Source organism: Shewanella phaeophyticola (assembly GCF_025398315.1).
In the GTDB taxonomy this organism is placed as follows: domain Bacteria; phylum Pseudomonadota; class Gammaproteobacteria; order Enterobacterales; family Shewanellaceae; genus Shewanella; species Shewanella phaeophyticola.
In genome coordinates, this window is record NZ_JAODOQ010000001.1 from 4,723,820 (window position 1) to 4,743,843 (window position 20,024).

The window sequence follows — 20,024 nt, forward strand, 5'->3', positions numbered from 1 at the left end:
ATATAAACAATATTGTTAACTAATCCTTGGTTATCTTCCCGCTATTTGAGTAGAATACGCGCGCTATTTGAAGTGGCAGCAGCGCAGGTGGTGTGTGTAAACCACCAAGATTATAAGTGGCGGTCACAAAACATGCTCAAATAGTCGCTCGCTTTTCACTTAAACACGCTACTTTTATCCTGGCGTGATTAGCCTGTAATGATTGTATTAAGCTTATACGGCGCGCCCTGCATTGTATGACTTTTACAGCAGTGACCAGCAATGTACCGCAATCATGTTAACCATGGCCTTAAACCGAATTACTGTTCTTTGTTGCGAAACAAAGTTAACTGCTTTACTAGCGATAAACGCTAGCCATTATTCCTGAGTGCTTTTAGCCTTAGGTGAAGAGAATGTATGACTATTACTGATAGTTTTTTAATTATTTTGTGCCTCATTGGCATTAGCTGTTTTTTTTCGATGTCAGAAATTGCCCTGGCAGCATCTCGTAAAATCCGCCTGCAAACCATGGCAGATGAAGGTGATTTACGCGCCACTAAAGTGTTGAAGCTGCAAGCTCATCCAGGCAGTTTTTTTACCGTGGTGCAAATTGGTTTAAATGCGGTGGCCATTATGGGGGGGATTGTCGGTGAGTCGGCCTTTCGGCCTTACTTTGAAGACATACTATTACCGCTATTAGGCAGTGAATGGGGCTTACAACTGAGCTTTGTGTTTTCATTCGTCACGGTCACGTCGTTATTTATTTTGTTTGCTGATTTAATGCCAAAACGCATTGCGATGGTGATCCCTGAACAAGTGGCAGTTACCTTTGTGATGCCCATTGTGCTCTGTATTACCGTTTTAAAACCCTTTGTTTGGGTTTTTAATGGTTTGGCTAATGCAATTTTTAAACTATTACAGGTGCCAACGGCACGAAATGATCAAGTTACCCACGATGATATTTACGCCATGATGACTGCCGGAACAGAGGCGGGTGTGATGGACAAAGGTGAGCAACAAATGATGGAAAACGTGTTTGAAATGCAGTCGGTGTCAGTGACATCGGCCATGACAGCACGTGAAAGTCTAGTGTATTTTTTACTGCAAGACACCGAAGAAGACATTAAGCAAAAGATTGCCAATAATCCCCATAATAAGTTTTTGGTGTGTGATGGTCAGTTAGATATGATCAAAGGCTTTGTGGATGCAAAAGAGTTGCTTATACGAGTCATTAATGGTGAAAAGATTACCCTTAAAGGCAGTACATTAGTGCACAACTGTTTGATTATTCCCGACACCTTAACCTTGTCGGAATCGATGGAGTATTTTAAAAATAATCGTGCTGATTTTGCAGTGGTAATGAATGAATACGCCTTAGTGGTTGGCATTGTCACCACCAATGATTTGCAAAGTGCAGTAATGGGTGCCTGGTCACTGCATGAAAGCGAAGAGCAAATTGTGGCTCGTGATGGTAACTCTTGGTTAGTTGACGGGGTAACACCGATTACCGATGTGATGCGGGCATTTCAAATTGAAGCATTTCCACAAAATCAAAACTACGAAACCATTGCCGGTTTTATGATGTATATGCTGCGTAAAATTCCAAAGCGTACCGATTTTGTAAACTATGCAGGGTTTAAATTTGAAGTGGTCGACATTGACTCTTATAAAGTTGACCAATTACTTGTAACGCGTATTGATACTGATTTACCGCCATTGCCTTAAGGCGCTTAAGAACCAAAATAGAGATTAAGGTTAAGCCGCTGTGTCTCTTGAAAACGGCTTTGTTAACCTGGCTAAATAATCTCTAGAAACGCGCTAATGATTGGATCGTTAGCGCGTTTTTCTTTGCAACAGCAGCCTAATTCAAAGGCCGGGATGTCAACTGGTGAAACCAATGTCTGGATCCGCTCACGTACCGGACTGTTATGGATCACCGCATCTGGGCTTATGCCCACACCACAGCCTAGCGCCACCATCGACACGATAGCTTCTTGACCAGAAACTTGAGCGTAAATATTGGGCTTTATGCCCATTTGCTTAAACCATTGATCGATTCGTTTTCGGCCTGACTCATGGTCGGGGACAATATAGGGCAATTTTGCCCAATCAATATGACTTTGACTTACCCATTGTTGTACTTGGCATTGCATTAATGGGGCGATGACGGAAATAGGCACCTTGTCTATGGGCGTAAAGTGCAGAGTATTTGGGAACACCTCAGGTAAAGCAATAATGGCGATATCGGTACGATTTTTTTGGATCTGGCTCACGGCGTTAGCAGGGTCGCCAGTGGTGAGATGAATATCGACATGTGGATGGTCGCGTCTAAAGCGGTCGAGCAACGCTGGCAAATGGCTGTATGCCGCGGTGACCGAGCAATATAAATTCAGGTTGCCGCGTAAATATTGCTGACTCGGGTCAATTCGGCTGCGCAGTTGGCTCCAGTCTGCCAATGTTTGTTCGGCAAAGCGCTTAAACTCTAATCCGGCATGAGTCATGGTAACGCTGCGGTTGTCGCGTTCAAACAACTTACTGCCGACTTCATCTTCTAAACGTTGTAACGCCCGGCTGAGTGTTGATGGGCTGACATGAGATTGTTCAGCTGTTTTGGCAAAATGCAGGCTATCACATAAGTGCAAATACAATTTTAGAGAACGAATATCCATAATTAGCGTTTCCATAAAGAGGATTAACTCATCAAAATAGCGATGTTGCGTTTTATGCAACATTACATGCCGAATATATCATTTTAAGCAATGAGATGGATAGGCTATAGTCAACTCAATCGCAAAGTTTGAGTGTGTGTCAAACATAAATTGCGTCCCAAATTTTATATTTTTAAGGTGGTATCAGATGGCTAACTATTTTAACTCTCTGAATTTACGTCAACAATTAGCTCAATTAGCACAATGCCGCTTCATGGACCGCACTGAGTTCAGTGACGGCTGCGAATACATCAAAGATTGGAACATTGTTATTTTAGGTTGTGGTGCACAAGGCCTTAACCAAGGTTTGAACATGCGAGACTCAGGCCTAAACATCTCTTTTGCGTTACGCCCAGCAGCGATCACTGAAAAGCGTGCATCTTGGCAAAAAGCCACTGATAACGGCTTTAAAGTCGGTACATTTGAAGAGCTTGTGCCAGCCGCAGACTTAGTGCTTAACCTTACGCCAGACAAGCAACACACCAATGTTGTTAATGCCGTTATGCCATTAATGAAGCAAGGTTCTACGCTAGCGTATTCACACGGTTTCAACATTGTTGAAGAAGGCATGCAAGTGCGTTCAGACATTACTGTCATCATGGTTGCACCTAAGTGTCCAGCAACAGAAGTACGTGAAGAATATAAGCGTGGATTTGGCGTACCAACACTGATTGCTGTTCACCCAGAAAACGATCCAAACGGTGATGGCTTAGCAATAGCTAAAGCCTATGCAAGTGCAACCGGTGGTGACCGTGCTGGTGTATTGATGTCATCTTTTGTTGCTGAAGTTAAGTCAGATTTGATGGGCGAGCAAACCATTTTATGCGGTATGTTACAAACCGGTGCCATTTTAGGTTATGAGAAAATGGTTGCTGATGGTGTTGAGCCTGGTTATGCCGGCAAGCTTATTCAGCAAGGTTGGGAAACGGTTACCGAAGCACTTAAGCACGGCGGCATCACTAACATGATGGATCGTTTATCAAACCCTGCAAAAATTAAAGCGTTTGATATGGCTGAAGAGCTAAAAGAAATCCTTAAGCCGCTATTTGAAAAGCACATGGATGACATTATCAGCGGTGAGTTTTCTCGCACTATGATGGAAGACTGGGCTAATGATGACGCTAACTTGTTACGTTGGAGAGCAGAAACCAACGAAACCGCGTTTGAAAATGCACCAACAACGTCTGAGCATATTGATGAGCAAACGTATTTCGACAAAGGCATCTTCTTGGTTGCGATGATCAAAGCCGGTGTTGAACTAGCATTCGATACCATGGTTGCTGCAGGTATTGTTGAAGAGTCGGCTTATTACGAGTCATTACATGAAACACCATTAATTGCTAACACGATTGCGCGTAAGCGTTTATATGAAATGAACGTGGTTATTTCGGACACAGCTGAATACGGTTGTTACTTATTCAACCACGCAGCGGTACCCATGTTACGTGACTACGTGAACGCTATGTCTTCAGAGTTTTTAGGTGCTGGTCTTGCTGAAGCGTCAAACGGTGTTGATAACCAACGTTTAATTGAAGTAAATGAGCAAATTCGTCATACAGACGTTGAGTTTATCGGTGCTGAATTACGCGGTTACATGACAGACATGAAGCGCATTGTTGAAGCGGGCTAAGCGTTAAAAAACGGATGTAGTACCTGTTCAGAGATTGGTTGTAAAAAATGTGTAGTCGGACAGGCATCAATGAAGCGACCCAATACACCATATTGGGTCGTGGAAAAACAAATTGTTAGATTGGGTTCAATGTTATTTTGAGCGAACTCATAAGTTAAGTTTTTGTTGTTGTTTGCATTGTCTCGGCAGGGAAGCTGAATTTTTTTTACAAAGGCGATTTTTTAGTTGTGTTTGATAAAACTTTTATGGTACTAGTTAGTCATACCGTAACGTTTATTGAACATAAGCGAACGAAAAAATATTAAAAACTTAGGATACAGTCTAAAAACATGTTAAACCGCGCAGCCATGCTCATTCTCGTGATTATTACCGTAGTGATTATCAAGTCACAGCGGGGGTGGCGTTTGACAACTAGACTGACCTAAGAGTCACAAAGATTGCAAAAAACCCCCGCTCCGAAAGCGACCGGGGGTTTTTAGTTTCTAGGGTCTGTTGATCTTTGCTGTTTGAATTTTGTTCGAGTTAAAAACGTTTTAATCGAGGCGAATGGATTGATGCCTAGCAATCTAAGCAACTCTTTATTCGCAAAGAGTCATTCAACAAAGAGTAAAACGTTTTTAGCCGAACCCTTCGGGCAGCGTTTGTTGGCCATTTTTACTGCGTTATCGACTTTTTATGTAGAATAACTACACCTCAAAGTCTCTGCCTTGTAGAAATGGCCAACAATTCGCTGCAAAAATAACCTTGAAAGATCAACAGACCCTAGGCTTAAGTAAAAAATCAGCACCCAGATATCACATCAGTAGAGCAAGCAAAACATTGACGAAGTAGAGATAAAAATATGGAAGCAGGACAGAAAATGCGCGGCGCAGATGCAGTCATCAAAGTACTAGCAGCACATGGTGTTACCACGGTGTTTGGTTATCCTGGCGGGGCCATTATGCCCATTTACGATGCGCTCTATGGTAGCCCTGTTGAGCATCTACTCAGCCGCCACGAACAAGGCGCCGCATTTGCAGCCGTAGGTTATGCCCGTGCCAGCGGTAAAACCGGTGTTTGTTTTGCTACCTCAGGCTCAGGGGCAACTAATTTGGTCACCTCGTTGGCCGATGCCTTACTTGATTCTGTACCTCTAGTGGCCATCACCGGCCAGGTTTCTACAGCGGTGATAGGCACCGATGCCTTTCAAGAAATCGATGTGCTTGGTATGTCACTGTCCTGTACCAAACACAGCTTTATGGTTACCGACATTAATGACTTAATCCCAACCTTGTATCGTGCCTTTGAAGTTGCCGCTGAAGGAAGGCCACTGATCCTGTATTGGTTGATATCCCAAAAGACATTCAAATTGCTGAACTTGAGTACAAAACTCCATTACAAAGTGTCGCAGAGGAACCTCACGCGACACAAACAGAGCTTGACGCTGCCATCGAGCTGCTGACTCAAACCACTAAGCCTATGTTATATGTTGGCGGTGGTGTCGGTATGGCGGGCGCAGTATCTCATTTACGTGAGTTTATTGATGTCACAGGTATTCCGTCGGTTGCAACGCTTAAAGGCTTAGGCAGTGTTGCCCATGGTACCAAAGGGTATTTAGGCATGTTGGGTATGCACGGGGGTAAAGGGGCTAACTTAGCCGTGCAGGAGTGTGATTTATTAATCGTCGTCGGTGCCCGTTTTGATGACCGAGTCACTGGGCGATTAGCCAGCTTTGCCAGTAACGCCAAAGTGCTTCATTTAGATATTGATGCGGCTGAATTGGGTAAATTACGCCTAGCTGAAGTGGCTATTGCCGCTGATTTACGTCAAGTCTTACCGGCATTAACAACAGCTGTTCGCGGTAAAATGGCCATAAGCCAATGGCAAGCAGAAGTCGATGCATTAGGGCGTCAGCATCAATGGGATTATCAGCACCCAGGTGAGTTGATATACGCACCAGCCATGTTGCGTCGTTTAGCCAATAAATTACCTGAAGACAGTGTGGTTGCGTGCGATGTTGGCCAGCACCAAATGTGGGTTGCTCAGCATATGTGGTTTCGTCGCCCTGAAGATCATTTGTCGAGCGCAGGCCTTGGTACTATGGGGTTTGGTTTGCCAGCGGCAATTGGTGCTCAGGTGGCTCGCCCAGATGCTACCGTGGTCACAGTATCCGGTGATGGCTCATTTATGATGAATGTCCAAGAGTTAACTACCATTAAACGTCGTAAACTGCCGGTTAAAATTTTACTGATAGACAATCAAAAATTAGGCATGGTTAAGCAGTGGCAGCAGCTGTTTTTTGAAGAGCGCTATAGCGAGACAGATTTGTCTGACAACCCTAACTTTGTATTAATGGCGTCGGCTTTTGATATTCCTGGCCGGACGATTAATCACGCAGCTCAAGTAGAACAAGCACTCGATGAAATGCTTAATAGCAGTAGCTCTTACATGCTGCACGTAGCGATTGATGATGCCTTTAATGTATGGCCATTAGTCCCACCCGGAGCCAGCAACAGCGACATGATGGATCAAATGGAGAAGCAAACATGATGCATAATCTTGAAATAACCGTTCAACAACGTCCAGAAGTGCTAGAACGTGTATTGCGTGTCACTCGCCATCGTGGATTTAAAGTCACCCAAATGCAGATGCGCATCAATGACGATGCTAGTATGGCTGTAGAACTATGGGTTGAGGCTGAGCGCGCAATCGAACTGTTAAGTAACCAGCTGACTAAATTAATTGATGTCACCCAATGCAAAGTGATGCCTGCAGTATCTCTTGGGCAAGCAGCAAACAGCTAAACATACATTATTACCCATTTTAATGGGCTATTTGTGATAACACAGGTAACCCGCACCACATTACACAAGGATATTTGCAATGCCAAAATTACGTTCAGCAACCAGTACCGAAGGCCGCAACATGGCAGGTGCCCGCGCACTATGGCGTGCGACGGGGGTAAAAGAAACCGATTTTGGTAAGCCAATTATTGCGATTGCCAACTCATTTACTCAATTTGTACCAGGCCATGTACATTTAAAAGACATGGGGGCACTTGTTGCTAGCGCAATTGAAGAAGTCGGCGGTATTGCTAAAGAATTTAACACCATTGCAGTAGACGACGGCATTGCCATGGGGCATGGCGGTATGTTGTACAGCTTGCCATCGCGTGAGCTGATTGCAGACAGTGTCGAATATATGGTTAATGCGCATTGTGCAGATGCGCTAGTGTGTATCTCAAACTGCGACAAAATCACTCCTGGCATGTTAATGGCCGCACTGCGATTAAATATTCCGGTCATTTTTGTGTCTGGCGGACCAATGGAAGCCGGTAAAACCAAACTGTCTGATCAGCTCATTAAGCTTGATTTAGTCGATGCTATGGTTGCTGGCGCTGATACCAATGTTAGCGATGCAGACAGTAAGCAAATTGAACGCAGCGCTTGTCCAACCTGTGGTTCGTGTTCTGGTATGTTTACTGCTAACTCGATGAACTGTTTAACAGAAGCCTTAGGATTGTCATTACCGGGTAATGGGTCGATGTTGGCGACTCACGCCGATCGCCGCGAATTGTTTTTAGAAGCTGGCCGCCGGATAATGAAGTTGGCTGAGCGCTATTATAAGTACGATGATGAAAATGCATTACCGCGTAATATTGCGTCTTTTAAAGCATTTGAGAATGCCACCGCTTTAGACATCGCCATGGGTGGTTCATCTAATACCGTATTGCATTTATTAGCCGCAGCCCAAGAAGCTGAATTAGCCTTTGATATGGCTGATATTGATCGCATGTCGCGCCTTGTTCCGCACTTATGTAAAGTGGCGCCATCTACCCCTAAATACCATATGGAAGATGTACACCGTGCTGGTGGAGTGATGGGGATTTTGGGTGAGTTAGACAGAGCAGGCTTATTGCATAACGACGTACCACACGTGGCAGCAGATAACGGCGGCGACTTGAAATCTGTGTTAGCTAAGTACGATTTAAAGCAAACCAACGACCCAGAAGTGATTCGTTTTTATAGCGCAGGTACCAGCAGGGATTCCGACCACTAAAGCTTTTAGTCAAGATTGCCGTTGGGACAGTGTTGATGATGACCGTGAAAATGGCTGTATCCGCGCACGTGAATTTGCGTTCAGTCAAGAAGGTGGCTTAGCAGTTCTTGCGGGTAACGTGGCAACTGATGGTTGTATTGTTAAAACCGCTGGTGTTGACGAGTCAAACTTAATGTTTGTCGGGAGCGCTCGGGTTTATGAAAGCCAGGATGATGCCGTAGCCGGTATTCTTGGTGGTGAAGTTGTTGCGGGTGACGTGGTGGTGATTCGTTACGAAGGCTCTAAAGGCGGCTTCAGGTATGCAAGAAATGTTATACCCAACCACATACCTTAAATCACGTGGCTTAGGCACTCAGTGTGCGCTGATCACTGATGGCCGTTTCTCTGGTGGTACATCGGGTTTATCAATTGGCCATATTTCACCAGAAGCCGCATCCGGTGGTGCCATTGCATTGATTGAAAATAGTGACCAAATTGCCATTGATATTCCAAAGCGAAGCATTCAATTGAATGTGAGTGACGATGAATTAACTCGTCGCCGTGACGCAATGAACGCTAAGGCCACCATTGGGTTGGAAGCCTGTAGCACGTGAGCGTTATGTCTCTTTAGCGTTAAAAGCGTACGCGCTGTTAGCGACCAGTGCAGATAAAGGTGCAGTACGCGATCGCACCAAACTGGAGGGGTAGCATGTTGGCTTTGGCGTCTCAAACTCAATTAGATCTAGCGCATTATTATTTGCAGAAAATTTTGCTGTCATCTGTATACGATGTCGCTAAAGTGACGCCACTGTCGAGCATGAATAAGTTATCAGCTCGCTTTGGTTGTCAGGTGTACTTAAAGCGTGAAGATATGCAGCCTGTGCATTCATTTAAGTTACGTGGTGCTTACAACCGCATTGCTGCGCTAACTCAAGATGAATGTGATAAAGGCGTGGTGTGTGCCTCTGCGGGTAATCATGCTCAGGGCGTAGCCATGTCGGCGGCGAGCCGTGGCATTGATGCCGTGATTGTCATGCCTAGTACCACGCCAGACATTAAAATTGATGCGGTGCGCCGCCTTGGTGGCAACGTGGTGTTGCATGGCCAAGCGTTTGATCAAGCAAATGATTATGCGAAAAACTTATCGGCAACTGAAGGGCGTGTGTATATCGCGCCATTTGATGACGAGGCCGTTATCGCCGGTCAAGGCACCATTGCTCAAGAAATGGTACAGCAACAGCGTGATATTGAAGTGGTTTTTGTGCCCGTGGGCGGTGGCGGTTTAATTGCGGGGATAGCGGCGTATTACAAAGCCGTTATGCCACAAGTCAAAATTATTGGTGTTGAGCCAGAAGATGCAGCGTGTTTAAAAGCGGCGTTAGAAGCGGATGAGCCAGTAACCTTACCTCAGGTCGGTTTATTTGCCGACGGCGTCGCGGTAAAGCGTATCGGCACAGAACCTTTTAGGCTGGCACGTGAATACGTTGACCATGTGGTCACAGTGACCTCGGATGAAATTTGCGCTGCAGTTAAAGATATTTTTGAAGACACCCGTGCTATTGCTGAGCCTGCTGGTGCATTATCAATTGCGGTAGCTTAAAAAGTATATGGCATTACAGGGTGACAGTAATGATGCGCCTAAAAAAGCCGCAGCCATATTAAGCGGGGCTAACGTTAACTTTCATAGCCTTCGCTATGTGTCAGAGCGTTGTGAACTTGGCGAGCAGAAAGAAGCGGTATTAGCGGTTAAAGTCCCTGAAAAACCGGGCAGTTTTTTACGCTTTTGTGAGCTACTTGATAAACGCCCAATGACCGAATTTAACTACCGTTTTAGCAGTCGAGAAGTGGCGGTGGTGTTTGCCGGCATTCGTTTAACGGGTGGTCAAGCAGAACTTGCAGAGATTATTGCTAACCTCGAGTTAGAAGGTTTTGACGTTCAAGATTTATCTCAAGATGAAACCGCTAAGTTGCATGTACGCTATATGGTCGGTGGTCATCCTCTTGAGCCGTTAGAAGAACGCTTATTTAGCTTTGAATTTCCTGAACATCCTGGCGCTTTGCTGAAGTTTTTAACGACCTTGCAAAGTAAATGGAATATTAGTTTGTTCCATTATCGTAATCATGGCGCTGCATTTGGCCGTGTATTAGCCGGGTTCGAAGTGCCCACAAATGATGACGATGCTTTTGCGCAATTTTTAACGGATTTAGGGTTTGTCTATCAAGAAGAAACTCACAGCCCAGCTTACCAGTTATTTTTGAATAGCCCTAAAGCGGAGTAAGAACAACAAGTTCGATGCAAATAACACTTTAAAGTGGTTAATATATTGCTGAACTTTAAATAATGATCACATTGGGGTGATTTAACATCCCAATGTGATATTGTCTGTGCACCAAAAACGAAAATATATTCGTAGGTGATAACCCACATCGCCAAAGTGTGATGTCATTAGTACATCATATGATTGTGACGGGTTGCTTATATGTAGGGTAAATTTTCCATGCGCTTGTTGCGATGCACTGGCGTGTACGACCTCATTTTAAGGAGACATTGATGTTACCCGTGCCAACTATTCCAGCCTTTATGCCACCGCGCCGTACCTTAATGAGACTTAGCTGCCATCTGATGTGTATCCAGAAGTGCTTGCCGCGCAGTCTCGACCGACTATTGGTCATTTAGACCCGTTATTTGTGAGCATGATGGATGAGCTAAAAAGCTTGATCCAATATGCTTTTCAAACCAAAAACGAAATGACCTTAGCGGTATCCGCACCTGGTAGTGCTGGCATGGAAACCTGTTTTGTTAATTTGGTTGAACCTGGCGAAAAGGTTATCGTGTGCCGCAACGGTGTGTTTGGTGAACGTATGCGCCAAAATGTTGAACGTGTTGGTGGTGTTGCCGTTGTGGTCGACAATGAATGGGGCGAGCCTGTGTGTCCTGATAAAGTTGAAGCTGCACTGGTGGCAAACCCCGATGCCAAGTTTTTAGCCTTTGTGCATGCAGAAACCTCAACCGGGGCATTATCTGATGCCCAAACCTTATGCACGTTAGCGCAATTACACGACTGTATTAGCATTGTTGATGCGGTAACGTCATTAGGTGGTGTTGAGTTACTGGTAGATGAGTGGGGCATTGATGCGATTTATTCCGGCAGCCAAAAATGTCTGTCATGCGTACCGGGCTTATCGCCAGTGTCTTTCTCGCCTAAAGCTGTGGCTAAGATTAAAGCGCGCACTACGCCAGTACAAAGCTGGTTTTTAGACCAAACTTTGGTGATGGGATATTGGGGCAATGACAGCGGTGCTAAGCGCAGTTATCACCATACCGCCCCGGTTAATGCGCTTTATGCATTGCATGAAGCATTGCGCTTATTGGCTAATGAAGGCTTAGAAAATGCCTGGGCAAGACATCGAAAAATGCACCTGTTATTGCGTGATGGTTTAACCCAGTTAGGGCTTACGTTTGTGGTAGATGAAGCGTCGAGATTGCCACAATTAAACGCTGTGTATATTCCAGAAGGTGTTGATGATGCCGCAGTGCGAAAACATCTGTTAGAAGAGTACAACCTTGAGATCGGTGCAGGCTTAGGAGCTTTAGCGGGTAAAGCATGGCGTATCGGCTTAATGGGTTTTGGTGCTCGCCGTGAAAACGTGGCTTTGTGCTTACGGGCTTTACAAGAGTCGTTAAGCTAACTCGTTATAATCATAGCGGTTTACCGATACAAAAAATGACGCTAATGAGCGTCATTTTTTATTGAATAATGGGTTTGTTGAACACGATTATTCAGCGAGCTTTTTTTCAATTTCGTTAACTTGCGCTTGTAATGCTTCAAGCTTTTCACGGGTTTTAAGCAACACATGTTGCTGCACTTCAAATTCTTCGCGCGATACCACGTCCAGTTTCATCAGTTGGCTTTGTAATACTTGTTTACTGCGCTCTTCAAACTCACCAGCAAATTGCTTTACACCGCTTGGTAAGTTGTCACTCAGTTGTTTCGCCAGTTCTTCAATTTTCTTTGGATTAATCATCATGATCTCCTACTGATATATTGGCCTAATTGTAACCGAGGTGAGCGTTTTTCCAAAACCAAAGTGTGCTTTTCGTTAACTGTCTTCAGTGATTCTGCTATGATCCGCCTTCGTTTAGTTTAGTAAGGTCGTGTTATTAATGAAACTCAATCCAGGGCAAAATGAAGCCGTACATTATGTCTCGGATCCGTGCTTAGTGCTTGCGGGTGCAGGCAGCGGTAAAACACGTGTAATCATTAATAAAATTGCTTACTTGGTCGAAAAATGTGGCTATAAAGCACGTAACATTGCTGCGGTGACGTTTACCAACAAAGCTGCTCGTGAGATGAAAGAGCGTGTGGCGCAGTCTATGGGACGCAAAGAAGCGCGAGGATTGTGGATTTCAACCTTTCACACCTTAGGGTTAGAGATCATCAAACGCGAGCATAAAGTGCTTGGCCTTAAAGCAGGCTTTTCATTATTTGATGACCAAGACACCTTCGCCTTATTAAAAGAGCTGACTCAAGATGAGTTAGACGAAGACAAAGATCTCATTAAAGCCCTAGCCTCGGCTATCTCAAATTGGAAAGGCGGGCTGGTTATTCCTCAGCAAGCACGTAGCTTGGCAAAAGATGAGCAAGGGCAATTGTTTGCCATGCTATATCAGCGTTATGCGCAGCACATGAAAGCCTACAACGCACTTGATTTCGACGACCTTATTTTAATACCGACCTTATTGCTACGCATGAACGATGAAGTGCGCACCCGTTGGCAAACCCGCATTCAATATTTGCTGGTGGACGAATATCAAGACACCAACACCAGCCAGTATGAGTTAGTCAAACTGTTGGTGGGTGAACGCGCTCGGTTTACCGTGGTGGGCGATGACGATCAGTCAATTTATTCGTGGCGTGGTGCCAAACCGCAAAACTTAGTGCTACTAGGTAAAGATTTTCCTAAGTTAAAACTGATTAAACTGGAACAGAATTACCGTTCTAGCCAACGTATTTTGCGCGCGGCAAACATTTTGATTGCCAACAACCCTCATGTTTACGACAAGGCGCTTTTTAGTGAACTTGCATATGGTGAGCCGCTTAGGGTGCTCATTGCCGCCAATGAGGAGCAAGAGGCGGAACGAGTGGTGGCTGAAATTATTCGCCATAAGTTTGTTGGCCGTACTCAGTTTGGTGATTATGCGCTTTTGTATCGGGGTAATCATCAGTCGCGCTTATTAGAACGCGCCCTTATGACTAACCGTATACCTTATAAATTAAGTGGCGGAACATCGTTTTTTGCGCGCGCAGAAATCAAAGACATTATGGCGTACCTACGTTTGGTGGTGAATCCTGACGACGATAATGCCTTTTTACGCGTGGTTAATTTACCTAAACGTGGTATTGGCCTCTGCCACCTTGGAGCGATTAGGTAATTTTGCCAATCAAAAGCATATTTCATTGTTTGAGGCTATTTTTGATGTCGAGCTTAATCATCATTTAGCACCTGCTGCGGTGAATTCTCTTTATCAATTTGGCAAATTTATTGTTGATACTGGAGAGCTTGCTACTCGAGGTGAACCCGTAGAAGCCATTAAGCAACTTATTCGTAAAATTAATTATGAAGATTATTTATACGAAACCAGCACCAGTGCAAAAGCGGCTGAAATGCGGATGAAGAATATCTCTGAGCTGTATCGCTGGGTAACTGAAATGCTTGAAGGCGATGAGCTTGATGAGGCAATGACACTGCCTGAGGTCGTGACGCGTTTAACTCTGCGCGACATGATGGAACGTAATAGCGAAGATGAGGGCGGCGATCAGGTACAGTTAATGACCTTACATGCATCTAAAGGGCTTGAGTATCCGTTTGTATTCATGGTGGGGGTTGAAGAGCGCATTTTGCCGCATCAATCGAGTATTGATGAAGATAATGTCGATGAAGAGAGGCGTTTAGCTTATGTTGGTATTACCCGCGCACAGCGTGAGTTGTGGTTTGTGATTTGCCGTGAACGTCGTCAATTTGGAGAAACCATGCGCTGCGAGCCAAGCCGTTTTTTGCTTGAGTTACCACAAGATGATTTGATTTGGGAAAACCGCAAACCGGTACAAACTGAACAGCAACGTGTTGAAACCGGTAAGAGTCATATTGCCAATTTACGTGACATGTTTAAAAAGTAGACGCTTAGGTGATTACGTTTTATGCGCAGGACTTAGTTGGCTTTTTTTTCGTTGAATAACTTGCTGATAGCACGACCTTGACCTCGAATATAACCCAGCTCTAAAAATTGCCGTACTTGTTGCTGCGTATCAACCGTGGTGGCATACATGTCAAAGTTAAGGGTTTCAGCGGTAAGTTGATAGGCTTTAACCAGCTGTAGTTGCTTATCATTGAGTAAGTGTTTACTAATGCCATTATCCAGCTTTAAGGCCGTTATGGGTAAAAAGCTTAGGCAACTTAATGAGCTGTAACCTGTGCCATAGCCATCAATACCAATCTGAACCCCTAATTGGCTGATAATATCGAAACCATTGATGTGGTTTTCAGTGTCTTGCACTAGTGCTTTTTCGTTGAAAAACAGCATTAGCTTATTTGGTTCAATCTTGCTGGCTTTGATCGAATTTTTTAAGTTACGTAATACAAATTTATTTTTGATGTGCTGACTGCTAATCGACAAGTGTAAAATAACATCTTGGTGATATTGCTGTTTAAGACGTTGATATTGTCTGCTTACGTGAGAAAATATATATCCATCTAAATTAAGCGTCAGTTGATATTGCATCGCAAGATGCTTGAGTTTAGGGCGTTCGATGAGTCCGTGCACAGCATGATGCCACTCAATTTGGGGCTCAATTGCGATAATTTCACCACTGGTAAAATCAACCACTTCAACATAGTGAATATCAAATTCTTGTTTATCGAGTGCCTGCTTAAAGTCTGCTTCTAATTCATGCTGTTGTTTAGATTGGGTGCTGAGTTTGTCGTCAAATATCACATAGCAACCTTTACCATTGGCTTTAGCTTGGTACATGGCGGCATCAGCATCACGAAGCAAAGACTCGCTAGTCACTAACTTAGTACGGCCACTAAACGCAACACCGATACTCGCACCGGCTATAAACTCTTGTTTACCCACCTCATAAGGCATAGATAACGCTTGTAAGATTCGTTCGCAGACTTCAATAGCATCATCTGTCGCGCTGATTGAGTCGAGTAGTATCACGAATTCATCACCACCCATTCTTGCTAGGGTGTCATTGTCACGGACACACGATTTAATCCGTTGTGCCGTTTCTATTAAAAAACGATCGCCCTCTAAATGCCCAAAAGAGTCGTTAATAAGCTTAAAACGGTCTAAATCGATAAATAACAGGGCAAACTGGTCTAAACCATGGCGGCGTAAATGTTTAAGAGCTTGTGATAGGCGCTCCATTAAATAGCTGCGATTGGGTAAACCAGTGAGTCCATCATGCTGTGCATCATGTACCAGCTGGTCTTCAATTTTACGGCGCTGGTTAATTTCTTGCTGTAAGTTGTTATTGAGCTCGGCTAATGCTCGAGTCCGTTCGACGACTTTATCTTCCAATAGTTCGTGACTGCTTTTTAATGATTCAACCGCTTGTTTACGCTCAATCGCGTTGGCAATATGTTGCGACACAAAAGTCAGGAGTTCTAAATCTTTTGATTGATATATATGCTTATTATCAAGGCTGTAAATGGTTAATGCACCTGCCACATCGCCATTAATGATCAACGGTATGCCAATCCATTGATGCATACGTTCAGTTTTATTTAACTCTGGCGACTTTGAGTAGATTTCACCATTGGCCACCATTTGGGCAATGTCTTTTGCAGACAATAACCGAGGCTGCTTATGCTGTAATATGTACTCGGTTAAGCCATCTTGCATTGGGCGCGATGATGGATATTGGGCTGTCATTTGCGATACATAGAATGGAAATGACAACATACTGTGATCGTCTATCAATGAGATAAAGCAATTATGCGCTGGGATTAACTGACTGAGAATGGCATGAATGTGCTTGTAGAAATCTTGTTGTAATACATTTGAAGCTGATAAATCGGCAATTTCGAATAACGCTTTTTGTAGTTTTTCGGCTTTAACACGTTCTTGAACTTCAATTTTGACTTTATCATAAGCTTGGCTAAGTTCTTTGGTGCGCTCTGTGATAGCTTGTTCTAGCTGTTCATGATGCTCAAGTCGTTCCATAACCCCAGAAATATGGTGACAAATAAATCCCATTAACTCGAGTTCAAGTTCGCCATAGGTGTTGGCTTCGTTATAGCTTTGAACCACTAATACACCACTGACTACACCTTGATTTTTAATTGGCACTCCAAGCCATTGATGGCTAGGTGATCCTAAGCTTTTAATGTCGCCACTGGCGATGAGCTCATTAAATTTTTTGTCGTCGCAGAGTAATGGTTCGCCGTTTCGCAATACGTATCCGGTTAAGCCACTATTGAGTAATGACGAAATCTCCTGATCGGGATATAACTCTGTGGGATGGGAGTCTTGTAGATCAGCAAAAAAAGGCAGGCTGGTTAAGCCGGTTTTAAGATTTTTTGAGGCAATAAAGAAGTTTTCAGCAGGGATAAGTTGTTGAAGATGTAAGTGAACCCGCTGATAAAAGTCTTCAAGCGATTTTACTTGGGTAGCAATATTAGAAATACCCAACAGGGCATTTTGAATGATCTCGGAACGTTTATATTTTTTAGCTAAACGTTTTAAGCGAGTCACTCTTTTTTGTAAGTGCTCGACTCTTGGAGATGTTTTTGAGTGACTAATTTTGGTATCCATATCCCGAGCAGGTGTTATCCCATTAATAATGTGAACAAATATTTTTTGAACAATCATTATAATTACCATAAATATAAATGTGATCCAAGCGAAATAAATGTAAGTATAAAGTTAATAATTGACAGAATTGCACATTTTACTTTCTAAAATGAGTCAAAACTTAATCAGTCAGTTAAAAAAAGCAAATCAGGGCTAGACGTGAAGGTAATTTATCCCTACTATATGCGTCGCTAACCAAGGCGAGCGCCCATAGCTCAGCTGGATAGAGCGTACCCCTCCGGAGGGTAAGGCCGAAGGTTCGAATCCTTCTGGGCGCACCATTCCGTAAGCAGTGGTTATGTTGTATTGGTTAGTAAATTGAAAGTCAGTGGTGATTGTAGCTCAGTTGGTAGAGTCCCGGATTGTGATTCCGGTTGTCGTGGGTTCGAGCCCCATCAGTCACCCCATTCAATTTGTTGTTTTATGTATATTTCGGTGATTAGCGCAGCCCGGTAGCGCATCTCGTTTGGGACGAGAGGGTCAGAGGTTCGAATCCTCTATCACCGACCACATTTAAGTGAACAGGTTAATTTGATTAATTTGTTTACAGCACAGTTTAAAGTAAATTTCGGTGATTAGCGCAGCCCGGTAGCGCATCTCGTTTGGGACGAGAGGGTCAGAGGTTCGAATCCTCTATCACCGACCAATTTAACAAAAAAGCCACTCAAATGAGTGGCTTTTTTGTTTTCATTTTTTGGATCTTATCTTCCGATAGGGGAGCTAATTCTAATCAGGATAAATCAGTGATCACATTCGTGTGCTGATGGTATAAGTTACGTTTTTTTATACCTATGTCTGATTGCTCTGCTCTGTTTATTAGTTATCACAAGCCATATAGAGTATTGTTATCCAATAAAAACCACTCCGTAGAGTGGTTTTTATTTTTGATATGTCGCTAAGTCGTTATAACTTTACATTGACTGGCGGTGAGATAAAGCCCTGGTAGGCATCTACTCTGAGTTCAGTAAAGCGGCTGAGTTGTTGTTTTTCTTGAATACCCGTCACAATCACTTGAATGTCTAACCCTTTCGCTACGTTCACTAAGGCTCTGCACAACTCACTGTTATGTTGATTGTCTTCAATATAAGCAAATGATTGATCCAGTTTGACATAGTGTGGTCTTAAACTTTGTAAGTAAGCCATTGAGCCAAATTGACGCCCAAAATGATCTATACCAAAATGCGCACCACAATCTCGGATTACCTTACATAAGCTCTCACAGGCTTCTAAATCACTGTATACGCTGGCTTCTGGTATTTCGAAACAGATACGTTCAGGGTATTTATTTGCACGTAAAAATTGCTTGAGCCAACCATGGAACTCGGTATCACTAATACTTTGATTGGTTAAATTTATGGCGAGCCGTTCGTAATTGCGTTCGAGTAATTTGTACTGGTTAACGGATTCGATGAGGCATCTGTCGAGAAGGGTACCCAGTGATAACAGTTCCACGTAAGGCATAAATTGCCCCGCGTGAAGGGTGGTATCTTCAATATTTAACTGGCAGTATAGCTCACGTTGGCAGACTTCATTTTTAGCACTTAATTGAATTGGCTGCCAACGGAATTGGAATTTCTTATTTTGAATGGCATTACCTAAATTATTGCGCCACTCTTCTCGAGTGAAAAGTTGCTTCTGAGTATTTTCAAACCAGTGAAATACTTTAGCTTCTTTAATTGATTGTTGTAGCGCATTATCTGCTTGAGCCATCATGTCAGATACCGTCATTTGACCTAAGCGTTCAGCAACACCAATATTAAATTGCTCGTTAGGTTTGCTTCCTGCTTTTGATATTTCTTTATTGACGGTGCGGATGAGGCTTTGCAAGTATTTAGTTAATTGATCGTGTTCGCAGTCCTCGACTAAAAATGCGAATTCATATGCTGCGATACGCGCAATAACTGAATGGGCGATTTCATCTTGATGTTGTTGTAGTTTTTCCGACAGAATGCGAATGGTTTCATCACGAACTTGGAAGCCATACTTGCTATGAACGTCTTCTAACCAATCCATTTTAACTAAGTATAATGCCCCTGTGCTGGGTTCGCTTAACCATCCATTAATTCGGCTGACGATATATTGTCTGTTGGGTAGACCTGATACTTGATCGACTAGATTTTTTTTGCGTAAGGCTGATACTTCTTCGTCGAGTGAGCTAAAAACTTGTTTTAATTGGGCTGACATACTATTGAATGCGTCGACCAGCTCTTTTAGCTCTTTGGTTTTAGGGGCTGGCATATCTGAGCCAAATTGGCGTTCAGCGATTTGTTTTGCATGTAAAGAAAGGGTATTGAGTGGTTTTAATATCCAGCTTAAACCGATTCGTGCAAACGCGATAGCGATTAAAAAGAGGATAGAAAATAAAATAATAATATCGCTGATAATGCGCCACAATTCTTGATAACCAAAGCCTGGATGGGCGGTGATCTCTAAGGTGGCAAGTTGTAACCAACCTGAGGTAATCGTGGTTTGTTTATTGATATTTGCAAATAGATTAAGGTCGATAAACCATTGTGGCACGTTATTGACTTTAACCGTGTTATCCCAAACTTGTTGTTTGCCGTCTACCAGCCAAGTCAGCTTAATTTGTTGGTAGTATCCACCTTCAAAAATGACATTAACTAGGGTTTCTGCGCCAGCAGTGTCACCTGCTTCAAGTACCGGCGTGAGCATTAATCCTAATGAGTTACTGGCATTATTGAGATCAGATTCCATTTGTTTGGTAAGAAAACCTTGGGTTTCTGAAAATTGTACGTAGGCCACGCTTGCTATGGTTAATAAGAAAAGCGCAAAAAGTAACGCATAGATCTGCCTGAACAGGGTCATGTTG

At 43.5% G+C, this 20,024-nt stretch carries 7 protein-coding genes, 4 tRNA genes and 5 pseudogenes; 12 read left to right on the forward strand and 4 right to left on the reverse strand.

Translation table 11 applies throughout. The features are described 5' to 3' along the window. Nucleotides 1–396 precede the first annotated feature (396 nt). Nucleotides 397–1,704: a hemolysin family protein gene (locus N4T56_RS22045; protein WP_261734709.1), complete on the forward strand. Its 1,308-nt coding sequence runs from the start codon at nt 397–399 to the stop codon at nt 1,702–1,704. Nucleotides 1,705–1,775: 71 nt separating this feature from the next. Here N4T56_RS22045 and ilvY read toward each other — a convergent pair whose 3' ends face one another. Then, the gene (ilvY, locus tag N4T56_RS22050; protein ID WP_261734710.1) at nt 1,776–2,648 is read right to left on the reverse strand and encodes an HTH-type transcriptional activator IlvY; all 873 of its coding nucleotides are present in this window, start codon (nt 2,646–2,648) and stop codon (nt 1,776–1,778) included. 187 nt (nt 2,649–2,835) lie between these two features. On the opposite strand from ilvY, the gene ilvC reads away from it, so the two are divergent. The 6 genes and pseudogenes from ilvC (at nt 2,836) to N4T56_RS22080 (ending at nt 12,024) form a co-directional block, all read left to right on the forward strand. Next, nucleotides 2,836–4,317: a ketol-acid reductoisomerase gene (ilvC, locus tag N4T56_RS22055; protein ID WP_261734711.1), complete on the forward strand. Its 1,482-nt coding sequence runs from the start codon at nt 2,836–2,838 to the stop codon at nt 4,315–4,317. Between the two features lie 841 nt (nt 4,318–5,158). Further along, nucleotides 5,159–6,846, forward strand: a pseudogene (gene ilvG, locus N4T56_RS22060) (acetolactate synthase 2 catalytic subunit). Further along, nucleotides 6,843–7,100: an acetolactate synthase 2 small subunit gene (ilvM, locus tag N4T56_RS22065; RefSeq protein ID WP_188922183.1), complete on the forward strand. Its 258-nt coding sequence runs from the start codon at nt 6,843–6,845 to the stop codon at nt 7,098–7,100. The pseudogene ilvG and the gene ilvM overlap by 4 nt, the downstream one beginning before the upstream one ends. A gap of 79 nt (nt 7,101–7,179) precedes the next feature. Continuing rightward, a pseudogene (gene ilvD / locus N4T56_RS22070) lies at nt 7,180–9,042 on the forward strand (dihydroxy-acid dehydratase). A gap of 1 nt (nt 9,043) precedes the next feature. Continuing rightward, a pseudogene (gene ilvA, locus N4T56_RS22075) lies at nt 9,044–10,613 on the forward strand (threonine ammonia-lyase, biosynthetic). A gap of 272 nt (nt 10,614–10,885) precedes the next feature. Then, nucleotides 10,886–12,024, forward strand: a pseudogene (locus N4T56_RS22080) (pyridoxal-phosphate-dependent aminotransferase family protein). An 87-nt stretch (nt 12,025–12,111) separates the two neighbouring features. On the opposite strand, the gene ubiK reads toward N4T56_RS22080, so the two are convergent. After that, nucleotides 12,112–12,360, reverse strand: coding sequence for a ubiquinone biosynthesis accessory factor UbiK (gene ubiK / locus N4T56_RS22085; protein WP_188922230.1), 249 nt, complete (start codon nt 12,358–12,360; stop codon nt 12,112–12,114). Between the two features lie 139 nt (nt 12,361–12,499). Between ubiK and rep the strand changes: the two are divergent. After that, a pseudogene (gene rep / locus N4T56_RS22090) lies at nt 12,500–14,513 on the forward strand (DNA helicase Rep). A gap of 32 nt (nt 14,514–14,545) precedes the next feature. Here rep and N4T56_RS22095 read toward each other — a convergent pair. Next, complete coding sequence (locus N4T56_RS22095; RefSeq protein WP_261734897.1) at nt 14,546–17,155, reverse strand: sensor domain-containing diguanylate cyclase; 2,610 nt, start codon at nt 17,153–17,155, stop codon at nt 14,546–14,548. Nucleotides 17,156–17,398: 243 nt separating this feature from the next. On the opposite strand from N4T56_RS22095, the gene N4T56_RS22100 reads away from it, so the two are divergent. From N4T56_RS22100 to N4T56_RS22115, 4 genes are all read left to right on the forward strand, one after another. Beyond that, nucleotides 17,399–17,475: transfer RNA gene (locus N4T56_RS22100), tRNA-Arg, on the forward strand. Between the two features lie 50 nt (nt 17,476–17,525). Beyond that, nucleotides 17,526–17,601 (forward strand) — tRNA-His (locus N4T56_RS22105). Nucleotides 17,602–17,627: 26 nt separating this feature from the next. Further along, nucleotides 17,628–17,704 (forward strand) — tRNA-Pro (locus N4T56_RS22110). Between the two features lie 59 nt (nt 17,705–17,763). Beyond that, nucleotides 17,764–17,840, forward strand: a tRNA-Pro gene (locus tag N4T56_RS22115). Between the two features lie 257 nt (nt 17,841–18,097). Here N4T56_RS22115 and N4T56_RS22120 read toward each other — a convergent pair. After that, on the reverse strand, nt 18,098–20,020 hold the full coding sequence (locus N4T56_RS22120) for a bifunctional diguanylate cyclase/phosphodiesterase (RefSeq protein WP_261734712.1): 1,923 nt from the start codon (nt 20,018–20,020) through the stop codon (nt 18,098–18,100). Nucleotides 20,021–20,024 lie beyond the last annotated feature (4 nt).

Bases quoted from the DNA above. Each gene is read 5' to 3' on its own strand.
- N4T56_RS22120 (WP_261734712.1), bottom strand. From the start codon at position 20,020: ATGACCCTGTTCAGGCAGATCTATGCGTTACTTTTTGCGCTTTTCTTA.
- ubiK (WP_188922230.1), bottom strand. From the start codon at position 12,360: ATGATTAATCCAAAGAAAATTGAAGAACTGGCGAAACAACTGAGTGAC.
- ilvC (WP_261734711.1), top strand. From the start codon at position 2,836: ATGGCTAACTATTTTAACTCTCTGAATTTACGTCAACAATTAGCTCAA.
- N4T56_RS22045 (WP_261734709.1), top strand. From the start codon at position 397: ATGACTATTACTGATAGTTTTTTAATTATTTTGTGCCTCATTGGCATT.
- N4T56_RS22095 (WP_261734897.1), bottom strand. From the start codon at position 17,155: ATGGATACCAAAATTAGTCACTCAAAAACATCTCCAAGAGTCGAGCAC.
- ilvY (WP_261734710.1), bottom strand. From the start codon at position 2,648: ATGGATATTCGTTCTCTAAAATTGTATTTGCACTTATGTGATAGCCTG.
- ilvM (WP_188922183.1), top strand. From the start codon at position 6,843: ATGATGCATAATCTTGAAATAACCGTTCAACAACGTCCAGAAGTGCTA.